The following is a 20,263-nucleotide window of genomic DNA, read 5'->3' as shown; positions in this document are numbered from 1 at the left end:
CTGCGGGCTCCAAACCTAAGGAGCTCCACGATGGCTAAGGCTGAAATCCGTAAGCCCAAACCAAAGTCCAATCCCTTGAAGGCCGCTGACATCACCGTCATCGACTACAAGGACGTAGCGTTGCTGCGCAAGTTCATCTCTGATCGCGGAAAGATCCGCGCTCGTCGCGTGACCGGCGTATCGGTTCAGGAACAGCGCAAGATCGCACAGGCAATCAAGAACGCACGTGAAGTAGCCCTGCTGCCTTACTCCGGCGCTGGCCGAGGCTAAGGAAGAGGGATAGCAAAATGGCAAAGATCATTCTGACTCACGAAGTATCCGGTCTGGGTGCTGCGGGCGACATTGTTGAGGTAAAGAACGGCTACGCCCGTAACTACCTCCTTCCACGCGGGTTCGCACTCGTGTGGACCAAGGGCGGTGAGAAGCAGGTTGAGTCCATCAAGGCTGCTCGTGCCGCTCGTGCCGTTGCAAACCTTGAGGAAGCTCAGGCAATTGCGGCGAAGCTGAAGTCCCAGCCGGTGAAGATCACCGTCAAGGCTGGCGCTAACGGCCGCCTGTTCGGCACCGTTAAGACCGCTGACATCGCTGACGCAGTTGAGGCTGCCGGTCTGGGTAAGATCGACAAGCGCAACGTTGAGGTCAACGACCACATCAAGTCGACTGGCAACTACAGCGCAACCGTTCGCATTCACGCGGATGTTGTTGCAAACCTGAAGCTTCAGGTTGTAGCTGCTGCCAAGAAGTAAGTCTGCTTAGACTCACCTCTTTTCAATGGGTGGTGCATTCTCCGCAAGGGGAGTGCACCGCCCATTGGCGTTTAGCGGCTTTTCCGCACACGCGCCAAGAAACGTGAGAAGTCGATAGTGATTCCAAGTGCGATCAACCCCCAAGCCGGGAGCCAGGTCATCGCAAAGTTGGCCAGGCCTTCGGAATTTTTATCACGCGTAATTAGCTGAATGAGCACCCAGAGCACGGCGAGGATCACGGCGGCAGCGAGAAACGCGGCACTTCCTTTTGGCTTCTTGCCCTCGGGGAAGCTTTTCGCGTATTCCCCGGGCGTGCCGAAACTGCTGGTGGCTTCTTCGTAGCTGCTGCTCTCGGAGTCGACTTCGCGCACGATGTCACGAATGGTATCGATGGCAATATGGCGTGATGTCAGGCTCGTGCGGAGTTCATCGATGTAAGTTGCAACGCTGCTCATGTGGTGCTCCTAGGCAATCTGGCGTAGCCAGAGTCGAATTTCTCGCAGGGTCTGTTGGCCCTGTTCGGTGATTGTGAAGTTCTTGCGCGCCGGTCCGCGGTCGGCGAGTTCCCATTCGGCTGCGATATCTCCGGCCTCTTCCATGCCGCGTAGCAGCGGATACAAGGTGCCGCTCTTGATCCCGGTGATGCCGAGCTCATCGAGTTTTGAAAGCATGGAATAACCGTGGCTTGGCCCCTGGAGCAATTGGCCCAAGATCACCACGGGCAGCATGGAACGCTTGATCTGATGAACTACCTTATTTTCGTCCATGACTTAAGCATGATTCCTACATAGCCAGGATCTCATCCCGCTTTTGGATGAAATTTCCCGGTGTCCCCTAGTCAGTACCGCTTGCCGGTATTTAATGCCATGTCGAAACCCTGTGTTGGTCCATAATTCATCGAAATGACCCGCACGAATGCCGTCATAATCATTGGGGAACGCTGCCGCCGCCCATAGCCTCGAATGTGAGAGTGGCTATGGTTGACGAAAACAAGAGAAGCGGTGGAACACATGGGCTTTGCGTATGCCGATCCGGATGTATTAACTGACTCCCAGCGCGACGCGGTTGCCGAGCATCGGCGTACCGTGCAGGAGGAATCCCGCAAGCTGTCGCTGCGCGAAATGCGTGAAGAAGCGCAATTGAGCCAGGTGGAACTAGCCGCAATGCTGAAGCTCAGCGTTGATCGCGTCGCCCGCATGGAAACGGGGGATATCGACCGCGTGCAATTCGCCACCTTGCGCCGTTACGTCGAAGCGATGGGTGGCAGGCTGCAGGCAAGGGTTGTAGGCGAAGTCGTTCATGTGGAGCTGAGCTAGGTCACGAGGTCACCTGGGACCAGACCGGTCAGCGCAAATTGGACACACCTCGTCGCTAGTATCCCCACCTATCGCGCATAAGGCCTAGTAGAGGTCCAACTGCGGGCGAATAACGGCTAAAGTATTCCGGTGAGATGCAGGTTATAGACCTGCATCACAAGGAAGTTTAGAAGGGGTTATTTTGCACGAGCGTATTCACCACCGAGCCTTTGTTGACCGTTTGATGAGTGCCGAACAGGCGGCAACTTTTATCAAACCCGGCATGACAGTGGCCATGAGTGGCTTCACCGGTGCGGGATACCCCAAGGCGGTACCGGGCGCGCTCGCGGCGCAGATGGAACACCAGCATGGCGAAGGCAAGGACTTCAAGATCAACGTGCTCACCGGCGCCTCGACCGCCCCCGAGCTTGACGGAGTGCTGGCCAAGGCCGAGGGCATGAATCTGCGCCTACCGTATATGTCCGATCCGGAACTGCGCCGCCGCATCAACGACGGCAACATGGAGTACATGGACATTCACCTGTCCCACGTCGCCCAGCACGCCTGGTTCGGCTTCTACGGCAAGATCGATGTAGCTATCGTCGAGGTAGTCGGGGTGACCGCAGAAGGCGACCTGATCCCTTCCAGCTCGGTGGGCAATAACAAGACCTGGCTGGAGATGGCAGACCGGATCATCATCGAGGTCAACACCCAGCAGTCCGCCTCCTTGGACGGCATGCACGATATCTACTACGGCACCGCGCTGCCACCGCACCGCAAACCCATCGACCTGACCACGGTGCGCGACCGCATCGGCCAGAAATACATGGATATCGACGTCACCAAGGTGGTCGCGGTCGTCGAAACCGACGCGCCCGACCGGTTGAGCCCCTTTGCCCCGGTGGATGAGACCAGCACGCAGATTGCCGATCACCTGCTCGACTTCCTGGATTACGAGATCCGCGCCGGACGGCTCACCGAGAAGCTGCTGCCACTGCAGTCTGGTGTGGGAAACATCGCCAACGCGGTGCTCGCAGGGCTGGCCCGCGGCGGCTACAAGGGCTTGACCGCCTACACCGAGGTCATCCAGGACGGCATGCTGGAGCTGATCAAGGACGGCACCATCGAGTTCGCCTCCGCCACCAGCTTCTCCCTGTCGGCAGCGGGCATCGAGGAGTTCAACAAGCACGTGGCCCACTACCGCGAACGCATCTTGCTGCGCGCCCAGGAGATCTCCAACCATCCGGAGATCATCCGCCGGCTGGGCTGCATCGCGCTGAATGGCATGATCGAGGCGGATATCTACGGCAACGTGAACTCCACCAATGTGCTCGGCTCCCATGTGATGAACGGAATCGGCGGCTCGGGCGACTTTGCCCGCAATGGCTACCTGTCGGTGTTCATGTCTCCCTCGATGGCCAAGGGCGGCAAGATCTCGGGCATCGTGCCCATGGCCAGCCACGTGGACCACACCGAGCACGACACCATGATCCTGATTACCGAACAGGGACTGGCCGATCTGCGCGGGCTGTCACCGAAGCAGCGCGCCCAGCTGGTTATCGACAAGTGCGCGCACCCCACGTACCGTCCGATGCTCCAGGACTACTTCGACCGGGCCCGGAGCGAAAGCTACGGCAAGCACACCCCGCACCTGCTGGGCGAGGCCTTGAGCTGGCACCAGCGCTACTACGAAACCGGGGATATGCGCCTGGCCCAGTAGTCCGCCGCATACCGTGCAACGAGCCCGCGAAAACCCTTGGGTTCTCGCGGGCTCGCGCGCGTTCACTGCCCCGAGCTCATCCCGGAGCAGACCAGGTCCGCGGCCAGGCGCAGCTCCATGGCGGACCGCTGCCCGCCGGTTGCCGCGCCCGGCAACGGCAGAGTCCTCAAATAGCCGGCCCAGAGCCGGCTGGCGGCCTGCAGAAATCGCTGATCCACCGCGGAACTCACGCTCAGGCTCAGCAGCTGCTCGATTGACTGCTCCAAATCATGCAGATAGCTTGCCAAGGCTGCCGCCACCTCCGCGTGGGTATGCTGTTCGCGCCACAGCACCACCCGGAGCATGGTGGAGCGCGCCTGCTCCGCGCAGTAGCGTTCGGCGATCATCACGAGGCCCGAGGCAGGATCGCCGGGAACTGCCAGCGCGCCGGAATCGATCTCCGTGCCCTGGAGGCGTTCCTCCAGCAAGGCCGTGAGCAGGGCGAACTTCGCCGGGAAATAGTAGAACAGGAGCCCTTTGGGTACCCCGGCATCCCTGGCGATATGCGAGGTAGGGGTCCCATCGAAGCCTTGCGCCGCGAACAGCTGTTCGGCTGCATTCAGGATGCGGGTGCGTGCGGAGGCTCCGGTTTCGCCGTTGGCACGAGGAGAGTGCTTGCCGCCGTGGGCCGGGGTGCGCAGGGGCATTGGGGAGATCCTTCCGCGGTTGAGCTGCGGGCAAGAATGACGCGTGCGACTCAGCGGGCTCTGCCCGTTGTCCCGCACGCGTCCGGTTGCGTGTTGCAGATGGTTATCAGTGCGCTGCCCGCGTGCCGCCGTGGGCTTCGTGGCGCATGTGCATCGCCGGTGCTATTGCCCAGAGAGAAGCAACCAGGCCGACGGCGCCACAGATCCACGAGACCCAAGAAGCAGTGGCATAGCCGCTTGCATAGGATCCGAGCCAAGGGGAGACGACCAAGAGCGCGCTGACCGCGGCCAGCACCCACTCCAAGCTGACCAGCCGTGGCATGGCGACACTCCATATGCCGACTACGACCATCAGGGCGCCAAGGCCCACCATCAGGTTCATGGACATCGTGGTGCCCGCGACCCATGTTGTCGACAGTGCGGCGTATGCGCCAGCCACCACGACAACCCAATCTTGCCACCGAGTCCACTTCTTCATTGAAAATCACCTTCCTAGAGGTCGGAGTGCTCCCTTTGGGAGTCAAGTTCCAATTTATGTTTGATTGACCGCCCGGTCAATAGTTTATCCGGGGTACCGGACTGCGGCTGGAGAGCCGATTCGCGCCGCGCATGCCGCCGGGCAAGCAGCCCTCTGATGGCCGTATTTCCGGTAGCCAACGACGACTTTTTGCCGGTTCACCGGCGCTAGTGATGCAGGCTCGGGCGATAGATGAGCTCTTGCGTCCGGCCATCGAGCAGTCGGGACTCTACGAGTTCCAGGTCGAAGTCCTCGGCCCCCTCGAAGATCGGTGATTGCCCGGTCAGTCCGGTGAGCACCGGGAAGATGGTGACTTGGATATAGTCGACGAGGCCGGCTGCCAACAGCGAACGATTCATGGACAGCGAACCGTGAGAGCGCAGCGGCACCAGCGACTCGGCTTTCAGCCGCGGAACTACGGCAAGGGCATCACCGCGCTCAATGGCCGCGTCGGGCCAGTCCAGCGGGCCGACGAGGGAGTTGGAAATGACGGTGGCAGGCTGCTTGTGCATGGCCTCGCCCCAAGGGTCATCCACATCCGTATATTTCTCCGCCTCGGCCCAGAACTGGGCAAAGAGCCGATAGGTGTTTGCGCCGAAGACCATCCGGCAGGGTGGCGAGTAGTGCTCGAGCCGCCGAGCGAGCAGCTCCGGGCCCTGTTTGCCCCAGTAGCCGCCCCAATTTCCGGTGGCGCTGCCGAAGCCGTCGAGGCTGGAGAAGATGTCGAAGGTATATGTCGCTGCCATGGGAACTCCCCGTGAAATCGGCGCTAAGTGCACCTCACCTTACGCCTCGCAGGTGCGCGGGGGAACCCAAAGCAGGCATCAAGTCAGGCGTTCTCTGAATGCGCTGCAAGGCTTCGATTGCGCAGCACGTTCTTTTGCACCTTGCCGGTAGAGGTGCGCGGCAGATCCTGCGGGAACACGATGGTGCGTGGCACTTTAAACCCAGCCAGCCGTTCGCGGGCAAAATTGATCAGGGTCGCCTCGTCCAGGCTCGAACCGGTGGTGCGAATGACATAGGCGACCGGACGCTCGCCCCATTTGTCGTCGGGGACGCCCACCACCGCAAGATCCAGCACCTGCGGGTGCGCGGCGAGAGCCTGTTCGACCTCAATGGTGGAGATGTTCTCTCCACCTGAAATGATGATGTCCTTGGCGCGGTCACGCACCTGGATGTAGCCGTCCGGGTGCATCACTCCCAGATCGCCGGTATGGAAGTAACCGCCGAAAAAGGCCTGCTCGGTGGCTGCCTCATCGCGGTAGTAGCCAATCATCACGTTGTTGCCGCGCAAGACGATCTCACCCATGGTTTGCCCATCGGCGGGAACGTCCACCATATTCTCGTCGACGATGCGTGCGCTTTCGGCGGTCAGCATGCCCACGCCTTGGCGGGAGAGCATTGCGGCTCGTGCGTCCGCATCCAGTTGATCCCAGTCATCCTGGTATTCACAGATGGTGTAGGGGCCATAGACCTCGGTGAGCCCATATACATGGACCACCTCGATGCCCAGCTTCTGCAGCTTCGTGATGATTGCCGGGGACGGCGGGGCGCCGGCGGTGGTGATACGCAGCGGATCGCACAGGGCGTGGGCGCGCGGTGAGTCGGCAATGATCGAGCAGACCGTGGGGGCTCCGCACAGATGTGTGGCGCAAAGATTCTCAATGGCGTCCCACACCGCATCCTCGCGCACGCCGCGCAAGCACAGGTGCGTGCCACCCGCGGCGGTGACCGCCCAAGGGGTGCACCAGCCGTTGCAGTGGAACATCGGCAGGGTCCACAGGTAACGGGTCTTTGCGGTGAAGCCTTGGTGATGGGCCTCGCTCAGCGAGTTCAGGTAGCTGCCGCGGTGCGAGTACAGCACGCCCTTGGGTTTGCCGGTGGTGCCCGAGGTGTAGTTCAACGTGATCGGGGCGCGCTCATCTGCCACCTCGTAGTTCAGGCGTTCCTCGCCGGCCGCGTCCAGCAGCTCGGAGAGCACCGCGTCCACGGCGACGGTCGGGCGCGTACCGGCGTATTGGTCATCGGTGATCTCGATCAACGCTTCCAAGCTCGGAATCTCGGAACGCAGGGTCGAAGTATTTGCCAACAATTCGGTATCGGCGAACAGCAGCTTCGACTCGGAATGATCCATAATATAGCGCAGCTCGGGCGCCGACAGGCGGGTGTTCAGTGCGATCAGCACGCCCCCGGCCAGCGGAACCGCGTAGTGGGCCATGAGCATCTCGGGAGTATTCGGCGCAAGTACCGCGACGCGGTCCCCGGGCGCGATCCGCGCCTTGACGACCTGGGCGAAGCGTTGCACGCGCCGCTCGAATTCGGCGTAGCTGTACCTGCGGGTCCCGTGGATCACCGCGGTCTTCGACGGATAGACCTCGGCCGAACGCTGCAGGAATCGCAGGGGTGTGAGTTCCGAGTGGTTAGCCTGAGTCATGACCATGTGTGCGATATCCTTCGATTCGTATCCGTGGTTTCCTTCAGCCTGCGCCTGTGAGCTGAAGCACTTGCGACCTTCATGGTGGCATGGACCTCGGGTTCAATCCAAGAACCGCAGTATCAATTCGTTCAGTGGCCGAAATTCAGCGCCGGGTGGCAGTTCGGTCGATGAGCGTCTCCGGGGAGATGCCGAGAATCCTGTCGTCACCCTCTTGCGGGGTGCCGCGACCGTCGGTGTTATTCGTCAGCACCCAGAGCTCGCCGGTCTCGCTGACCTTCACGTCCCGCAGGCGCCCATGGTCACCTACGAGGAACTCGGTGGAATCGTGAGGCGTGCTCAGCTCCACGGTTCGCAGGCGCTCCCCGCGCAGGTTGGCGATGTAGAGGACCCCGTCGTAAATGGTGATGCCGCTGGGGCTCGCGGACTGCGTGCTCCATTGCTGGATCGGGTCGCGGTATTCGGGATCTTCCGCAATGCCTTCGTGCGCCGGCCAGCCGTAGTTGGCTCCGGGCTCAATAATGTTCAATTCATCCCAGCGGTTCTGCCCAAACTCGCTGGCATACATGGTTCCGTCGGGAGCCCAAGCGATACCTTGTGGATTGCGATGGCCGAAACTGAATACCGGCGAACCGGGGAAGGGGTTGTCGCCGGGGACCTCGCCCTGAATGGTCAGCCGCAGGATCTTTCCGCCTAGACTTTCCAGATCTTGAGCCGAGGATTCATTTCCAGCGTCTCCCACGGTCGCGTAGAGCATCGAATCCGGTCCGATGGCTAGACGCCCCCCGTTGTGAATTCCTGCCGATGGCAATTCGGACAGGATCGTCCGCGGATGACTCAGCGCGAGCGCACCGCTGTCGCCGGAAAGTTCGAATCGCTGGATGCGGTTGCCGTCTTCTGCGGTGGAGTAGGCGAAAAGGTAGGGCTGTTGAAAGGCCAGCCCAAGCAGTCCGCCTTCGCCACCATGAACTACGTCGTCCAAGCGGATGATTTGCCGGGCAGTGCCCGCTGAATCTATTTCCACGATCCGCCCCGAATCGCGTTCTGAAACGATCAGCGTATTTTCGGCGAAGACCATGGACCAGGGGGCGGCTAGCTCGGCTGCGATCCTTCGCGGTTCGGGCGACTTGGTATCGACTGCCCTGCTGCTTGACGTGGCGCCGGGGGAACGCGGTGCTTCGGCGGCGCATCCGGTGAGCATCGCGGCGCAGGCGAGAATTCCAAGGAAAACCGTGATCTTCGGATTACCAGCTATTCGAGGCCGCATGGTTTCAGGCTAGCAAGATCCGTTCGCTATGCAAGAGGCTGGGCGCTTCGTATCGCACCGAAGGGGAGCGGTATCAGCGGGCCGCGCAGCCGCATCCGAACCCTCCGGTGATTGAATAAATTTCCGATGGACCCTCGAATACTTGTGGCTCATCGAATTTTGGGTTGAATATTTCGATTTGCGAAGCAATTTGTTTGACGCGCGGGAGCTTAGGCCAATATCGTTTTAATCAGAATCATGAGCGTCAGCTAAAGGCCCTGGCTAGCTGGCCGGCAACCCTCTATACGGTAGCGGGGTGCTCCAGGTGAAGATTCGGTGTCGCGCAACACCGCACGATACAAGTACCGCACATCGAGGCGTTAAACCTTCGACGGCGGGTAAGAGCAAGTCAAAGCTGCTTTAGCCTGCCGCCGACCGTCGCCGTACCGGTGGGCATGAAGCAAAGGAAGTCAAGGCATGTCTTTGAATCAAGAACTTGACGCACTGACGCTGCGCAAGGTTTTCGCCCAGCACCCATCGGGAATTGCCACTCTGTGCGCCGAAGTCAACGGGGAAAAGACGGGAATCGTCGCCTCCTCATTCACCGTAGGGGTTTCCTTGGAACCGGCGTTGGTGATGTTTGCCGTGCAGAAAACCTCGAACACTTGGCCGAAGCTGCGGGACGCAAATCGAATCGGCGTTTCGGTGCTCAGCGAGCGCAATGAAGGGGTCTGCAGGCAGATCGCTTCCAAGAGCGGAGATCGATTCCGCGGTGTGGACACCCACACCAGCGACGACGGCTCGTTGTTCATCCATGACTCAACGCTGTGGCTCGACACGACGATCTACAGTGAGGTTGAGGCCGGAGACCATTGGGTCATCCTGTTGCAGGTCCATGGCCATAAGGTCGCCGAGCATTTACCGTCGATTTTCCATGATTCACGATTTCACTCGTTACCAGTCCCGGAACTCGTCTAAATAGTTGTCGTCGCTTCGCGCCACCTGTCATTTTCGCTGACATGTGGCGCGCAGTCGTTTAACTGGCCCGGCGGGCTCGGACCGCGCGGGCGCGTTAAGTTCATATGACCGCAGAGGGGTGCTCTGCATCGAATTGTGGATTACTCGCCTCGAAGTTACGTTTCAGTAGCTTTTTGGAGCGGTGACTACCGCGTTCTTCACGAAGATTCTTTCCACAAAACTATCCACACCTCTGTGGATGGTACGTTGATAAGTCGGTGCAGCAGGTTGAATACACCGGAATCCCGCGAGTTATGCTGTGGATAACGTCATTTGCGAAGGTTGACTCTACAAAGAAATTAACTTTCTATCCACAGGTGTGCAAACAACAAACTCCAAGTCAGATAGTCATTAGCACAACTTAAGTGGGGTAATCCACAAGCTTCTCCCCAAGTCGCACACAGGGTCATCCACAGCTAGAGGGGGATTATCCACAGATCTTGTGGATAACAGAGTTTGCGGCTATGGATAAGAGACCTACTGTTGGCTTTGGGACTGATATATCCACAGGTACCGCCGACACGATAACGTCGGTTGGCGGTGACATGCTTGAGTGTTGCCATCATGGCACAAGGGTATTTCCCAGAGGGTCAATAGGGGATGGAAGTGTCAGTTATGAGCGCGGAGCCGGTCTACGAGAGTCAGGGTTCGGAAGCGGGTCGCACCCCGCCGCAGGATATTCCTGCCGAAATGTCGGTTCTTGGCGGCATGATGCTGTCGAAGGATGCGATCGCCGACGTGGTCGAGGCGCTGCGCGGAACAGATTTCTATCGCCCGGCCCATGAATCCATTTTTGACGCAATCATCGATCTCTACGGACGAGGCGAACCAGCCGATGCCGTGACGGTCTCCGATCTGCTCACCAAGCGCAGCGAGATCGCCCGCGTGGGTGGCGCCGCCTATCTGCACAACCTCATCCAGCAGGTGCCCACCGCCGCGAACGCCGGCTACTACGCCGAAATCGTGCGCGAACGCGCCGTATTGCGCCGCCTGGTCGATGCCGGGACCCGGATCGTCCAGATGGGCTATTCGCCCGATGGTGAGGTTGACGCGATCGTCAACGAGGCGCAGGCCGAGGTGTACAAGGTCGCCGAGAACCGCAACAGCGAAGACTACGTGCGCCTGAGCGACATCATCGAGGGAACCGTCGATGAGATCGAGAATGCGGCGAACGCCGGCGACGGAATTACCGGCGTGCCAACCGGGTTCTACGAATTCGACGAACTGACCCAGGGGTTGAAGGGTGGTCAGATGATCATCATCGCCGCCCGCCCCGCAGTGGGTAAGTCGACCTTCGCCCTGGACTTCGCCCGTTCCGCGGCAATTAAGAACAACATGGCCACCGTCTTCTTCTCGCTGGAAATGGGCCGCAACGAAATTGCGATGCGCCTGCTCTCGGCAGAAGCATCCATCCAGCTGCAGGATCTGCGCAAGGGTTCGGTGGAAGACGCACAATGGACGAAGATTGCGACCACGATGGGTCGCTTGAACGAAGCTCCGCTGTTCATCGACGATTCGCCGAATATGTCCATGATGGAAATCCGCGCCAAGTGCCGACGGCTGAAGCAGCGCAACGAGCTGCGCATGATCATCCTCGACTACCTGCAGCTGATGAGCTCGGGCAAGCGCGTGGAATCGCGCCAGCAGGAAGTGTCCGAGTTCTCGCGTAACCTCAAGCTGCTGGCCAAGGAACTCGATGTTCCGCTGGTTGCCCTCTCGCAGCTGAACCGTGGTTCCGAGCAGCGCACCGACAAGAAGCCTATGATCTCGGACCTTCGTGAATCGGGATCGATCGAGCAGGACGCCGATATGGTAATCCTGCTGCACCGTGACGATGTCTACGACAAGGAAAACCGTCCGGGTGAAGCCGACGTGATCATCGCAAAGCACCGTGCCGGCCCCACCAAGACCATCACCGTGGCGTTCCAGGGCCACTATTCGCGCTTCAGCAACATGCAGAACGACGGCTAGCCTGCCGAGGCAGGCCTACGGCACAGGGAAGGGTCCAGAAATCCGCAAGATTTCTTGGCCCTGCCCCTTGGTTCAGCTGCGTTCTCCGTGCATCGCTGCGTGCCGTTGATAGTGCTGAAAGCGCCGTCCATTCGCGCCGCACCTGGGGCTGGCTGCCTAGAAAAGGCCAAGAACACCGCTGGAGAGTATCCCGGTAGCTCCCACCATCAGCGCTAGGCAGAGCGCGGTGATCTTGACCAGTCGGCGACGCGTATCTTCGTTAAGCATGGGTTCAGCTTACAAAGCCATGCGGTGCATCCACTAACCATCGGTGCCGAATCGGCGTCCGAGACGTTCAATGAAAGAATGGCCGCATGCCATCACCACGTGACTCTGCGGTAGATTCCGCAACGGTTGAGTCGATCTATGCCGCCAAATATTTGGCGACCACCCTGGGCATGTTCGTCCTGGTCTTCTCGGTGGGTTTCGAAGCGTTGGCGGTTTCCACGATCATGCCGCTGGTCAGTGAGCTGCTCGATGGACAGAAGTACTTCGCGCTGGCCTTTGCCGCACCGATTGCCAGCGCGATGCTTGGCATGGTTGCTGCGGGAGAGGTTTCGGACCGAAGAGGCCCGAAGATTCCGCTGTACGCTTCCGTGGCTATTTTTGCCGGCGGCCTGCTTATCTGCGGCACCGCGGCGGATATGCAGGTGCTGATCCTCGGAAGAATTTTGCAAGGCATCGGTGGCGGCGCCGTGACCGTGGCAATCTTTGTGCTGATCGCTCGGGCATATCCGGCAAAATTGCACAGCAAAATTTTCGCACTTTTCGCCGCCGCCGGGGTGATCCCGGCGTTGCTCGGACCGTGGATTGCGGGCCTGATCGCCACATACCTCGGTTGGCGTTGGGTATTCCTTGGGGTGCTGATCTTCATCGCCTTCGCGATCGTGGCGGTCATCCCGACCCTGCATCGCATGGATTCTGCACGCGATGCAACCCTCGGTCCGGTCTCCATCAAGCGGCTACTGCTCGCGGGGTTCACCGGGGCTTCGGTGATCGCCATGAACCTGCTTGGGCTCATGGACAATGGGTGGCCCTCCGTCGTCGCCCTGCTGTCAGCGTTGGCGCTCGCCCTGTTAGCGATCCGGCCGCTGCTGCCCGTAGGGACCTTCAGCGCCCGGCGTGGAATGCCAGCCACGGTGCTGACCCGATCGCTGGTGGCTGGAGCATTTTTCGGCACAGAGGTCTACCTGCCGTATTTGCTGCGCGAAGACTATTTTCTGCCTCCGGACCGCGCGGGTCTGGTGCTCACCGCCTCCGCATTGTCCTGGGCCCTGGGCTCGTGGCTGCAGGGGAAAGCCGGTGAACGTTTAAGCAATTCCGCATGCATCGGAATCGGCGCCCTGGCCGGGGCGTTTGGCATCTCCACCGCGCTTTATGCCGCGTTGTTCCACCCGCCGGTGGCCATCATCGTGGTTGGTTGGGCGATAGGCGGATTTGGAATGGGAATGATCTTCCCACGCCAAAACGTGAATATGCTGGCCCTCTCCGGCAAGCAGGAACAAGGATTCAACTCCTCGGCGATGACCATGGCGGATGCGCTGGGCAACGCGGGAGTGACCGCGCTTGGCGGGGTCATCTTCGCCACGGTGGCAGTGGGGCTGGGCTTCGCCGCGGTCTTCGCCTTCTCGTTGTTCCTGATCATCGTACTGCTGGTCGTTACGCCGCGGATCGAATCCCCGGCGGCGGCTGGCCCTAAGTAGCCCAGGCGTATGGAAACTGAGCTCCCAGCCATCGGCGCACCGGCCACCAGGGCGCTGCTAAGCGCTGGTATCACGAGCCTCGAACAAGCGGGCGAAACCGGCGAGAAAGCGCTGCTTCGGTTGCATGGCGTCGGACCAAAAGCGCTGCGCATCCTCCGTGAAGCCCTGGACAAGCAGGGTCTTGAGCTGCGCAGCTAGGCGCGTGGCAGGACTTTCAGGTGCTCTGGGGTCGTCGCGACGAGGTGTGGCTGGTATTCGGCGTGCTTAGCGACATAGGCCTTGACGTACGGGCAAACTGCCACGATCTTGGCTCCACCGGCGATGGTGTTGTCCAACGCGAATTTCACCAGCACACTGGCCAGTCCTTGTCCGCCGTATTCTTCGTCCACGGTCGTGTGGAAAAAGATCCGCTCGGTGCCAGCGGAACCGGTGAATTCTCGAAAGTGGGTTGCGCCAATGACCTTTCCATCATCGTCCAGTGCATATCGCCGACGTTCGGGCAGGAAAACAGGTGTGATTTCGCTCATTTGGTGGCCGCTTTCTAGGAGGGGTTAACTCGTGTACGTAGTCGGACGGTAGGTAGCGCCGGCGCCGGCAATGGCGCGGGAGTGTTTTCCGGGAATGGGCCAAAGCGGTCCTCCGAGCTGTCTCCTGGTTCGGCGCCGATTTCCGCTTGGTACTGCGCGCGGAATGCGAGGACTTCTTCATGGCTGCGTCCCACGAAGTTCCACCACATGAGGATCTCCTCTTTAAGCGGCTCTCCGCCGATCAGCAAAGCGCGGACCGGCTGCTCGCCGGCAGTGATGCGCAGCGTGGTGCATCCGGCCCGGACGAAGCCCAGTTCGCGGTGCTCAAGTGGTTTGCCGTTGACCGTCGGGCGGCCCTGATCAACGAGTACACCGTGTTCGTGATGTGCGGGGACCACGATTTCGACCTCGGTATGCGGGTCCAGATGCAGTTCGGCCCCGCTGAGTTCGGTATGCGTCTTCACCGGGGAGGTGAGGCTCTGCTCGCCAATCGCGAGAGTGCCGAGGAAAACGTTGAGCATCCATCCTTGGCCGTATATCGGTTCGGGACGGTAATTTTCGAAGGTTGGTTCCATATTGCGCACCCGGTCAGGCAGGGCGGTCCATAGCTGGGCTCCGTGCAAGATCGTGGTTTCTTCGCAGAGCATTTCGGAATGCGTGATTCCGTATCCAGCGGTCATGAGGTTCAATTCACCGGGGCGCACTTTGGCCTTATGCCCGGCCGAGTCGATGTGTTCGATTTCGCCGGAGAAAAGCCAGGAGACGGTCTGCAGTCCGGTGTGCGGATGCCGTGGAACGTTCATCCCGCCGGTGAGCGCTACGTCGTCCGGTCCGTAGTGGTCGAGGAAGCACCACGCGCCGATCAGGCTGCGCTGTTTCTGCGGAAGAGTCCGGGAGACCGTCATGGCTCGCGGGCCACCGAGGGGGACTGGGCGGGGCTCCAGCGCCTGAACCTCTGAGCGTGCATCGAGGTTGCTGCAGTCGATTTCCGCCGGTGCCTGTTCAAGGTTGCTCATAACCTAAGACTAGGCAGGATGCCTGATTCGTGCCACCCATAGGGCGATGGTTCCCACCCAGCTGGCCACGGCCACCCAAATCACTATCTGCCCCAGCGTAAAGAGAGCCGAGAAATCCGGTATTGATCCCAGGGAAAGACATGCGGTGGCGAGCATGCCCAGCGGGAAGACAATCGCCCAAAGGCTGGTTTCATAGCTCAGCGGGTGGCGGTGGATGATGTGCCGCCAGATTCCGAAGACCAGCAGCAGGGGGATGAACCACAACCCTATGGCGAGCAACGCCAAGGTGGTAAAGGCGATATTTGCTTGCAGCCAGTTCGGAATCTCACCGCGGTTTGCCAAGCCGAGTAGTTGCGAACCGGTCAATACGCTGATCGCGGTGGACCCCATGAAGATCCAATACGTCGGTGAAAGCGTCTCGGCGCGGTTCGGATAGCGGATCATGCGCACCGTCACGAGGGTAGCGGTCAGCAGATAGAGCGCGCAGCCTAGCAGCCAGATAGCTAAGGCAAGCATGGCGGCCCAGGCGCCGAAGCTTGTATGATGCGCTAATCCGCCGGCAACGGATTGGGTGGCCACCACCCAGAGGAACCACGACCCATTTGCGTGGGTCAGTGCCGGTTCCGGACGTTCATGCAGCACCAGCCCGGCGGGAATCGCGTAGGTGGTGATCAGCCAAATGAGCGTCCCGAATATCAGCGCGGTCAGTGCGGCGCCCGGGAGCTTCAAAACCGCCAGTGCGAGGGCTAGGACATTCGAGGCTGCGACCACGGTGAAGAACCCAAAACCAAGGGCCGGGTTCAGCGCATCAATTTGCACCGCCGTCGGATAGCGCACGACGCGCAGGACCAGCACCGTGAGTAGTCCGAGGAACATGATACCGGCCAGGATGCAGAAAGCCTGGCCGAGGGCGGAGAACCCGGAAAGCAGCAGACCCATGCCTACGATGCCGGTGGCCATCACGCTGGAGAATACCGACGGGGCAAGGGTGGCTACCCATCGGGTGAATCGTGAGCGGCTAGCACGCAGTTCTGGGTTCACCTAGGTCTCCTTGAATTCTTCTTTGCCGAGATGTTGAGGCTAACGCCTGTGGCGCTCTGCCGCCAAGCCCCGACTCAGGATGCTGGCGTACGATCTTAGTGTCGGTACCGGCATGAACCCCAAGGAGAACAAAACATCGTGGACAGCTCCAATCTTCGTCGTGATGATCTGCTCAAGCTTGAGCGGCAGTTGTGTTTTGGACTGGCCGTCGCCTCACGATCGGTGATTTCAGCTTATAAGCCGGTGCTCGACCCATTGGGGCTGACCCACCCGCAATACCTGGTGATGCTGGCCCTGTGGGAATCTGCTCCAATCGGTGCGCGGGAGCTCAGCGAAAAGCTGCATCTGGATCCCGGGACGCTCTCCCCGCTGGTCAAGCGCCTTGAAAAAGCCGGATTGCTCGAGCGCAGAAAGAATCCGCGCGATGAACGCGCGATCTTGATTGAGACTACGCAGAAGGGGGAAATGCTGCGTGAGCAGGCGTTGGATATTCCCCATGAGATGCTGAGTCGGCTGAACTTAAGCGAGCAAAAAGTCGTTGAATTGTGCGAGATTCTGGGCGATGTGGTGGATGCGGGAATCGCGGCGCCCGCCGAGTGATTAAGGATATAGTTGGTGCACCAACTATTGGAGTAGGCTTAAGTCACGGACGCAATTGGCTCCGGCGCCCTGACAAATTGAGGTTTCCCCATGGACGAGTCACCACTGCCCATCATCAGCGACACCACCGGCTTGAGTCTTGGATATCGTGCCCGATGGCGCCTGAAGTATTTGGGGTTGAGTATTTTCGGCCCGGCCGAACGCTCGATCATGACCAGCCCACGCGAACGCATTAAATGGGACCGCGCCATGATGGTGCTGCGCGCCCACGAGGCCGCCGGAACTCAGGCCGATGAGCTAACCGTATATACCGCTAGCCGCATGGAATCCCGTCGCCCCAAATAGCCGGCTTTAGATTCCCCGCCGAGAGCACGGTAAAATCCGAGTATGCAGGAAATGAATGAACTTGTCTTGTCCCGGCAATTCGCCGCTCCTCGTGCTGCGGTCTGGGCCGCATTCGTCGAACCGGAGATTATTACGCAGTGGTGGGGACCGCATGGCTGGACGGTGCAGGAGGGCTCGGTAATTCTCGAGCCGAAGGTCGGGGGACGCCATGAGCTGACCATGGCACAAAGCGATAACCCGGAAGCTCAGGTGCCGCTCAAGGCAGTGGTCACGATCTTTGACGAACAGGTATGCCTGGCCAGCGCCGATGGTCCGCATGAGATGACGCTGGATCTGGTCATTCACACCAAGCTGGACTTCAAGGAATTTGCCGGCCAGACCTATGTGACCTTGACGCAGGGCCCATTGCCACATGAAGTCATCGAGAGCAGCCAAAAGGCCTGGAATTCCGCGTTTGCAAAGCTTGAATCGCTCTTGGCCGAGTACTTCTAAATTGGCTTCGACACCAGATAACTGCGCGCGGACTTGATCCGTGCGGTTTTCGCTGCTCCGGTAAAGCGCAGCACATGGCTAAAAGCCGCGGAGATATCCTGACCGTTGGTGATATTTCCATCGGTGCTTCCTTCGCGACCGTGAGTGAGCACGCTTTTGAATTCGAGTGATTTCGTATCTCCTGAAATCATTACCCAGCTACAGAGCGCGTCGATCCCGTGCAGCGTTTCAAAGCCAACTATTTCCCATTCAATGTCCTCGGTGAGCCACAGCCTGAGATGATCCAGATCTCGCCCGTGCAGCGCCACGATCACTTCCTGAATCACCAGATGCCGTGGGGCATTACCGCAATTCTCCGGATAGCTCACTTGCATTGCTGACGGTTCGGCGCTCATCTTCTCACTTGCCTGAATTTGGACTCTAAATGGTTCGTCCCACTATAGCCACCAGCTGAACTCCGCGCGCAAAGCGAACTAACCGCGGCCAATATAGGGCATCCCTGCAGCGGTAATGGTGAGCTGATTGACGGAGACGGTGAGTGGGCTGTTAGCCAGGAAGGCTACGGCTTGCGCTGCCTGTTGCAGGTCGAATGTTGGCTCAACCTTGCGCGAGCCGTCGGCTTGCAAGGCTCCTTGCGAGGTGCCGAGTTCGTCCATGATGTCGCTAGCAGTGTTGCCGATGTCGATCTGTGAAGCGCAGATGCCAAACGGGCGGCCATCGAGTTCAATGGACTTAGTCAGCCCCGTGATGGCGTGCTTGGTAACTGCATAGGCCACCGACCGTGGTCGGGGCACTTGAGCGGAAATTGATCCATTGTTGATAATTCTTCCGCCGCCATGCAGCTTCATATGCTTAAAAGCTTCGCGGGCACAATTCATCGCTCCGGTCAGGTTCACCTGGCAGACTTTCTCCCAGTCCTCCGCGCTTAGCTCATCGATGGAGACTGCGGGACCGAACGTTCCGGCATTGTTGAATAGCGTATCGAGACGACCAAAATGCTCGGTCGCCTTCGCAAATAGGCATCGAACCTCTTCGGCGGAGGAGACATCGGCTTGGACCACTAGAGCGTTGCCGTGGCCTTGTGCTGCTTCCTGCAGTGTCTGTTCGGTGCGTCCGGCCAAGACCACATTCCAGCCTTGGGCTAGTAGCAGCCGTGCGGTGGCCCGACCTATGCCGGTGCCGGCTCCGGTGATCAGGATGCTGGACGTCGGCATGTTTGCAGATGGCATATTAACTCCTTTTGGCATCTAGCCTAGTCGCAGGTGCCATGGCAGCCGCGTATGTGAATCCGCCGGAGCATGCCTGAAGTTCGGCAGGTCCAGCGAAGCCGATGCAGGTTGCCGCGGGAAGGACAACTAGGCTTGGAAAGACTCAAAAATGAACTTTGAAGGAGTCTTGTGTTCCTCGACGTGCTGTTCGGTGTCCTGCCGCTGTTCTTCGTGATGCTCATTGGCTACGCGGTCAGTTATTCACCGAAATTCCCGCCCAGCGTGGAACCGGCTCTGAACGTTTTTGTCTTTTACGTGGCACTGCCTGCATTGCTGTACAAGGTGGTTGCCCGGGCCGATGTTAGTCGGGGAGTTCCGTTCGATTTCCTGTGGGTCAGCATCGCCTCGACGTTGGCATTCGCCCTCATCTGTTGGGTCCTTTTCCGCTATGTGTTGCGCGTAGAGCGCGGGCGGAGCCTGGCTGGCATGCTCAGCACCAGCTTTGGCAACGTCTCCTATCTGGGAATTCCGGTAGTTCTCGGGGTGCTCGGCAGCCAGGCCGGTCTCGCCGCAGGCATGGGGCAGCTGGTCCACAACGTTATTTTTATGGTGGGTTTTCCCATCTTGGCCCAGCTGATGATGCCGGCAGGCCCGGGAAACAGGCATAAGCCCAGCGGTCGCCGGATCGCGTTGACGGTTCGCAATGCACTGCTTTATAGCCCGGTTACCTGGGCCATGGTGTTTGGCGGAGCAGTGGTGATGTGGGGGATCCCCATTCCAAAACCGCTTGATGACACCGTAGACCTCATTGCCGCCGCGGCAGCCCCCGGAGCCTTGTTCGTAATCGGTCTATCCTTGCGGCGCACCGTTCAGCGCACCCTGGACCGGCGGGCGGGGACGGCGCATACCAAGGTGCGTGGAGCCAAGCGAACCATGCTGGTCATGGTGGTTGGCAAGCTGGCGGCATTGCCTCTGCTGACCGTTTCGATGCTCTGGATTTTCGCGCCGGATCTCGAATCGATGTGGTTCAACACCGCGGTGCTTATGGCAGCTATGCCGACCTCCGCCACGGCCTACATCATGGCTCACAATGACACCGGCGACGGTGAGCCGACGGCGCTGGCCATCGTCATTACCTGCGCCCTGTCGGCAATCGCGCTTCCGGTCTTGGCGCAGCTGGTGCTCAAGTAGATCCTCGCGGGCAGCACTTCTCTTCATGGTTGAAGCTCGCGCCGAAGCGGGTTCGTGGAACGATCCTGGCGCCAAGCACGCAGCGCAATGATCTTTCGATGCCTCCCTTGAGCCCCACGTCCGTTTGACGTGGGCCATTTAAGAACATAAAGGCCATGCTCGGCGCCTCCGGAACATGGCCTTTATGAAGTTTTGCACCCCTAGGGGTCGGCGAACTAGTTTCTGCGCAGCAGGCGGTCCAGGAAGCTCGGTGCCGAAGTGTTGATGCGTGCCCGCGGGGACATGTCAGGGTCCAGATTCTCGATTGGCTGGAACATGCCCGTCTGGAGCGCCGCGGTCGCCGAGAGGACCCGCGCTTCCTTAGGTGAGTAGTTGATGCTTGCCGACTGGTTGGCGGTCATGGCGACCCTCCTTTTGCGATAAGTTGATTCCGTAATACGGAAGTTTATTTTTGTCCTACGAAAACAGT

General features: G+C 59.7%; 25 protein-coding genes and 1 riboswitch. Of the genes, 12 read left to right on the top strand and 13 right to left on the bottom strand.

The annotated features are described in order from the left end of the window. The first annotated feature begins 30 nt into the window (after window positions 1-30). Both rpsR and rplI read left to right on the top strand, forming a co-directional pair. Window positions 31-270 carry a 30S ribosomal protein S18 gene (rpsR, locus tag CIK76_RS00660; RefSeq protein WP_026820365.1) on the top strand — a complete coding sequence of 80 codons (240 nt, stop codon included), beginning with the start codon at window positions 31-33 and terminating at the stop codon, window positions 268-270. 17 nt (window positions 271-287) lie between these two features. Next, complete coding sequence (gene rplI / locus CIK76_RS00655) at window positions 288-746, top strand: 50S ribosomal protein L9 (protein ID WP_096282849.1); 459 nt, start codon at window positions 288-290, stop codon at window positions 744-746. A gap of 71 nt (window positions 747-817) precedes the next feature. On the opposite strand, the gene CIK76_RS00650 is transcribed toward rplI, so the two are convergent. Together CIK76_RS00650 and CIK76_RS00645 are read right to left on the bottom strand one after the other, a co-directional pair. Next, window positions 818-1,201 carry a hypothetical protein gene (locus tag CIK76_RS00650; protein ID WP_096282847.1) on the bottom strand — a complete coding sequence of 128 codons (384 nt, stop codon included), beginning with the start codon at window positions 1,199-1,201 and terminating at the stop codon, window positions 818-820. Window positions 1,202-1,210: 9 nt separating this feature from the next. After that, window positions 1,211-1,513: a PadR family transcriptional regulator gene (locus CIK76_RS00645; protein ID WP_096282845.1), complete on the bottom strand. Its 303-nt coding sequence runs from the start codon at window positions 1,511-1,513 to the stop codon at window positions 1,211-1,213. A gap of 213 nt (window positions 1,514-1,726) precedes the next feature. Here CIK76_RS00645 and CIK76_RS00640 point away from each other — a divergent pair, with 213 nt between their 5' ends. Next, window positions 1,727-2,062, top strand: a complete 336-nt coding sequence (locus tag CIK76_RS00640; RefSeq protein WP_217990317.1) for a helix-turn-helix domain-containing protein — start codon at window positions 1,727-1,729, stop codon at window positions 2,060-2,062. Window positions 2,063-2,285: 223 nt separating this feature from the next. After that, the gene (locus CIK76_RS00635; RefSeq protein ID WP_096282998.1) at window positions 2,286-3,761 is read left to right on the top strand and encodes an acetyl-CoA hydrolase/transferase family protein; all 1,476 of its coding nucleotides are present in this window, start codon (window positions 2,286-2,288) and stop codon (window positions 3,759-3,761) included. A gap of 62 nt (window positions 3,762-3,823) precedes the next feature. Here CIK76_RS00635 and CIK76_RS00630 read toward each other — a convergent pair whose 3' ends face one another. The 5 genes from CIK76_RS00630 to CIK76_RS00610 form a co-directional block, all read right to left on the bottom strand. Further along, a complete protein-coding gene (locus tag CIK76_RS00630; RefSeq protein ID WP_096282841.1) occupies window positions 3,824-4,447 on the bottom strand; it encodes a TetR/AcrR family transcriptional regulator in 624 nt (207 codons plus the stop codon). 106 nt (window positions 4,448-4,553) lie between these two features. Beyond that, complete coding sequence (locus CIK76_RS00625; RefSeq protein WP_096282839.1) at window positions 4,554-4,925, bottom strand: hypothetical protein; 372 nt, start codon at window positions 4,923-4,925, stop codon at window positions 4,554-4,556. Between the two features lie 206 nt (window positions 4,926-5,131). Beyond that, the gene (locus CIK76_RS00620; RefSeq protein ID WP_096282838.1) at window positions 5,132-5,710 is read right to left on the bottom strand and encodes a dihydrofolate reductase family protein; all 579 of its coding nucleotides are present in this window, start codon (window positions 5,708-5,710) and stop codon (window positions 5,132-5,134) included. Between the two features lie 83 nt (window positions 5,711-5,793). After that, complete coding sequence (locus CIK76_RS00615; RefSeq protein WP_096282836.1) at window positions 5,794-7,404, bottom strand: AMP-binding protein; 1,611 nt, start codon at window positions 7,402-7,404, stop codon at window positions 5,794-5,796. A 139-nt stretch (window positions 7,405-7,543) separates the two neighbouring features. Continuing rightward, on the bottom strand, window positions 7,544-8,665 hold the full coding sequence (locus CIK76_RS00610) for a PQQ-dependent sugar dehydrogenase (RefSeq protein WP_096282834.1): 1,122 nt from the start codon (window positions 8,663-8,665) through the stop codon (window positions 7,544-7,546). 233 nt (window positions 8,666-8,898) lie between these two features. Next, a riboswitch (SAM riboswitch) is annotated at window positions 8,899-9,015 on the top strand. A gap of 106 nt (window positions 9,016-9,121) precedes the next feature. Between CIK76_RS00610 and CIK76_RS00605 the strand changes: the two genes are divergently transcribed. The 4 genes from CIK76_RS00605 to CIK76_RS00590 all read left to right on the top strand — a co-directional run bounded on the left by CIK76_RS00605 (window position 9,122) and on the right by CIK76_RS00590 (window position 13,572). After that, complete coding sequence (locus tag CIK76_RS00605) at window positions 9,122-9,622, top strand: flavin reductase family protein (protein WP_096282832.1); 501 nt, start codon at window positions 9,122-9,124, stop codon at window positions 9,620-9,622. A gap of 654 nt (window positions 9,623-10,276) precedes the next feature. Then, window positions 10,277-11,632 (top strand): replicative DNA helicase, encoded by a 1,356-nt coding sequence (dnaB, locus tag CIK76_RS00600; protein ID WP_096282830.1) that lies wholly within the window; start codon window positions 10,277-10,279, stop codon window positions 11,630-11,632. A 353-nt stretch (window positions 11,633-11,985) separates the two neighbouring features. Continuing rightward, complete coding sequence (locus CIK76_RS00595; protein WP_096282828.1) at window positions 11,986-13,374, top strand: MFS transporter; 1,389 nt, start codon at window positions 11,986-11,988, stop codon at window positions 13,372-13,374. Between the two features lie 9 nt (window positions 13,375-13,383). Beyond that, on the top strand, window positions 13,384-13,572 hold the full coding sequence (locus CIK76_RS00590) for a DNA-binding protein (RefSeq protein ID WP_096282827.1): 189 nt from the start codon (window positions 13,384-13,386) through the stop codon (window positions 13,570-13,572). Here CIK76_RS00590 and CIK76_RS00585 read toward each other — a convergent pair. The 3 genes from CIK76_RS00585 to CIK76_RS00575 are packed head-to-tail and all read right to left on the bottom strand — an operon-like array spanning window position 13,569 to window position 15,958. Beyond that, window positions 13,569-13,901 (bottom strand): GNAT family N-acetyltransferase, encoded by a 333-nt coding sequence (locus CIK76_RS00585; RefSeq protein ID WP_096282825.1) that lies wholly within the window; start codon window positions 13,899-13,901, stop codon window positions 13,569-13,571. The two genes, CIK76_RS00590 and CIK76_RS00585, sit on opposite strands and share 4 nt — an antisense overlap. 14 nt (window positions 13,902-13,915) lie before the next feature. Then, window positions 13,916-14,917, bottom strand: coding sequence for a pirin family protein (locus CIK76_RS00580; RefSeq protein WP_096282823.1), 1,002 nt, complete (start codon window positions 14,915-14,917; stop codon window positions 13,916-13,918). Window positions 14,918-14,926: 9 nt separating this feature from the next. Continuing rightward, window positions 14,927-15,958, bottom strand: coding sequence for a tellurite resistance/C4-dicarboxylate transporter family protein (locus CIK76_RS00575; protein ID WP_096282821.1), 1,032 nt, complete (start codon window positions 15,956-15,958; stop codon window positions 14,927-14,929). A gap of 138 nt (window positions 15,959-16,096) precedes the next feature. Between CIK76_RS00575 and CIK76_RS00570 the strand changes: the two genes are divergently transcribed. The 3 genes from CIK76_RS00570 (at window position 16,097) to CIK76_RS00560 (ending at window position 17,395) form a co-directional block, all read left to right on the top strand. Then, on the top strand, window positions 16,097-16,558 hold the full coding sequence (locus CIK76_RS00570) for a MarR family transcriptional regulator (RefSeq protein WP_096282819.1): 462 nt from the start codon (window positions 16,097-16,099) through the stop codon (window positions 16,556-16,558). 90 nt (window positions 16,559-16,648) lie between these two features. After that, window positions 16,649-16,903: a hypothetical protein gene (locus CIK76_RS00565; protein WP_096282817.1), complete on the top strand. Its 255-nt coding sequence runs from the start codon at window positions 16,649-16,651 to the stop codon at window positions 16,901-16,903. Between the two features lie 42 nt (window positions 16,904-16,945). Then, the gene (locus tag CIK76_RS00560; RefSeq protein WP_096282815.1) at window positions 16,946-17,395 is read left to right on the top strand and encodes an SRPBCC domain-containing protein; all 450 of its coding nucleotides are present in this window, start codon (window positions 16,946-16,948) and stop codon (window positions 17,393-17,395) included. Here CIK76_RS00560 and CIK76_RS00555 read toward each other — a convergent pair. Beyond that, window positions 17,392-17,790 (bottom strand): hypothetical protein, encoded by a 399-nt coding sequence (locus CIK76_RS00555; RefSeq protein ID WP_141393420.1) that lies wholly within the window; start codon window positions 17,788-17,790, stop codon window positions 17,392-17,394. The two genes, CIK76_RS00560 and CIK76_RS00555, sit on opposite strands and share 4 nt — an antisense overlap. A 78-nt stretch (window positions 17,791-17,868) precedes the next feature. After that, window positions 17,869-18,624: an SDR family oxidoreductase gene (locus CIK76_RS00550; protein WP_096282811.1), complete on the bottom strand. Its 756-nt coding sequence runs from the start codon at window positions 18,622-18,624 to the stop codon at window positions 17,869-17,871. A gap of 168 nt (window positions 18,625-18,792) precedes the next feature. Here CIK76_RS00550 and CIK76_RS00545 point away from each other — a divergent pair, with 168 nt between their 5' ends. After that, on the top strand, window positions 18,793-19,794 hold the full coding sequence (locus CIK76_RS00545) for an AEC family transporter (RefSeq protein WP_096282809.1): 1,002 nt from the start codon (window positions 18,793-18,795) through the stop codon (window positions 19,792-19,794). A 215-nt stretch (window positions 19,795-20,009) separates the two neighbouring features. Here CIK76_RS00545 and CIK76_RS00540 read toward each other — a convergent pair whose 3' ends face one another. Continuing rightward, on the bottom strand, window positions 20,010-20,195 hold the full coding sequence (locus tag CIK76_RS00540; RefSeq protein WP_096282807.1) for a hypothetical protein: 186 nt from the start codon (window positions 20,193-20,195) through the stop codon (window positions 20,010-20,012). Between the last annotated feature and the right edge of the window lie 68 nt (window positions 20,196-20,263).

Source organism: Glutamicibacter sp. BW80, from assembly GCF_002332385.1.
Lineage (GTDB): Bacteria > Actinomycetota > Actinomycetes > Actinomycetales > Micrococcaceae > Glutamicibacter.
This window is presented reverse-complemented; position numbering and strand designations above follow the sequence as displayed.

Bases quoted from the DNA above. Each gene is read 5' to 3' on its own strand.
- rpsR (WP_026820365.1), top strand. From the start codon at position 31: ATGGCTAAGGCTGAAATCCGTAAGCCCAAACCAAAGTCCAATCCCTTG.
- rplI (WP_096282849.1), top strand. From the start codon at position 288: ATGGCAAAGATCATTCTGACTCACGAAGTATCCGGTCTGGGTGCTGCG.
- CIK76_RS00650 (WP_096282847.1), bottom strand. From the start codon at position 1,201: ATGAGCAGCGTTGCAACTTACATCGATGAACTCCGCACGAGCCTGACA.
- CIK76_RS00645 (WP_096282845.1), bottom strand. From the start codon at position 1,513: ATGGACGAAAATAAGGTAGTTCATCAGATCAAGCGTTCCATGCTGCCC.
- CIK76_RS00635 (WP_096282998.1), top strand. From the start codon at position 2,286: ATGAGTGCCGAACAGGCGGCAACTTTTATCAAACCCGGCATGACAGTG.
- CIK76_RS00630 (WP_096282841.1), bottom strand. From the start codon at position 4,447: ATGCCCCTGCGCACCCCGGCCCACGGCGGCAAGCACTCTCCTCGTGCC.
- CIK76_RS00625 (WP_096282839.1), bottom strand. From the start codon at position 4,925: ATGAAGAAGTGGACTCGGTGGCAAGATTGGGTTGTCGTGGTGGCTGGC.
- CIK76_RS00620 (WP_096282838.1), bottom strand. From the start codon at position 5,710: ATGGCAGCGACATATACCTTCGACATCTTCTCCAGCCTCGACGGCTTC.
- CIK76_RS00615 (WP_096282836.1), bottom strand. From the start codon at position 7,404: ATGGTCATGACTCAGGCTAACCACTCGGAACTCACACCCCTGCGATTC.
- CIK76_RS00610 (WP_096282834.1), bottom strand. From the start codon at position 8,665: ATGCGGCCTCGAATAGCTGGTAATCCGAAGATCACGGTTTTCCTTGGA.
- CIK76_RS00605 (WP_096282832.1), top strand. From the start codon at position 9,122: ATGTCTTTGAATCAAGAACTTGACGCACTGACGCTGCGCAAGGTTTTC.
- dnaB (WP_096282830.1), top strand. From the start codon at position 10,277: ATGAGCGCGGAGCCGGTCTACGAGAGTCAGGGTTCGGAAGCGGGTCGC.
- CIK76_RS00595 (WP_096282828.1), top strand. From the start codon at position 11,986: ATGCCATCACCACGTGACTCTGCGGTAGATTCCGCAACGGTTGAGTCG.
- CIK76_RS00590 (WP_096282827.1), top strand. From the start codon at position 13,384: ATGGAAACTGAGCTCCCAGCCATCGGCGCACCGGCCACCAGGGCGCTG.
- CIK76_RS00585 (WP_096282825.1), bottom strand. From the start codon at position 13,901: ATGAGCGAAATCACACCTGTTTTCCTGCCCGAACGTCGGCGATATGCA.
- CIK76_RS00580 (WP_096282823.1), bottom strand. From the start codon at position 14,917: ATGAGCAACCTTGAACAGGCACCGGCGGAAATCGACTGCAGCAACCTC.
- CIK76_RS00565 (WP_096282817.1), top strand. From the start codon at position 16,649: ATGGACGAGTCACCACTGCCCATCATCAGCGACACCACCGGCTTGAGT.
- CIK76_RS00560 (WP_096282815.1), top strand. From the start codon at position 16,946: ATGCAGGAAATGAATGAACTTGTCTTGTCCCGGCAATTCGCCGCTCCT.
- CIK76_RS00555 (WP_141393420.1), bottom strand. From the start codon at position 17,790: ATGAGCGCCGAACCGTCAGCAATGCAAGTGAGCTATCCGGAGAATTGC.
- CIK76_RS00550 (WP_096282811.1), bottom strand. From the start codon at position 18,624: ATGCCATCTGCAAACATGCCGACGTCCAGCATCCTGATCACCGGAGCC.
- CIK76_RS00540 (WP_096282807.1), bottom strand. From the start codon at position 20,195: ATGACCGCCAACCAGTCGGCAAGCATCAACTACTCACCTAAGGAAGCG.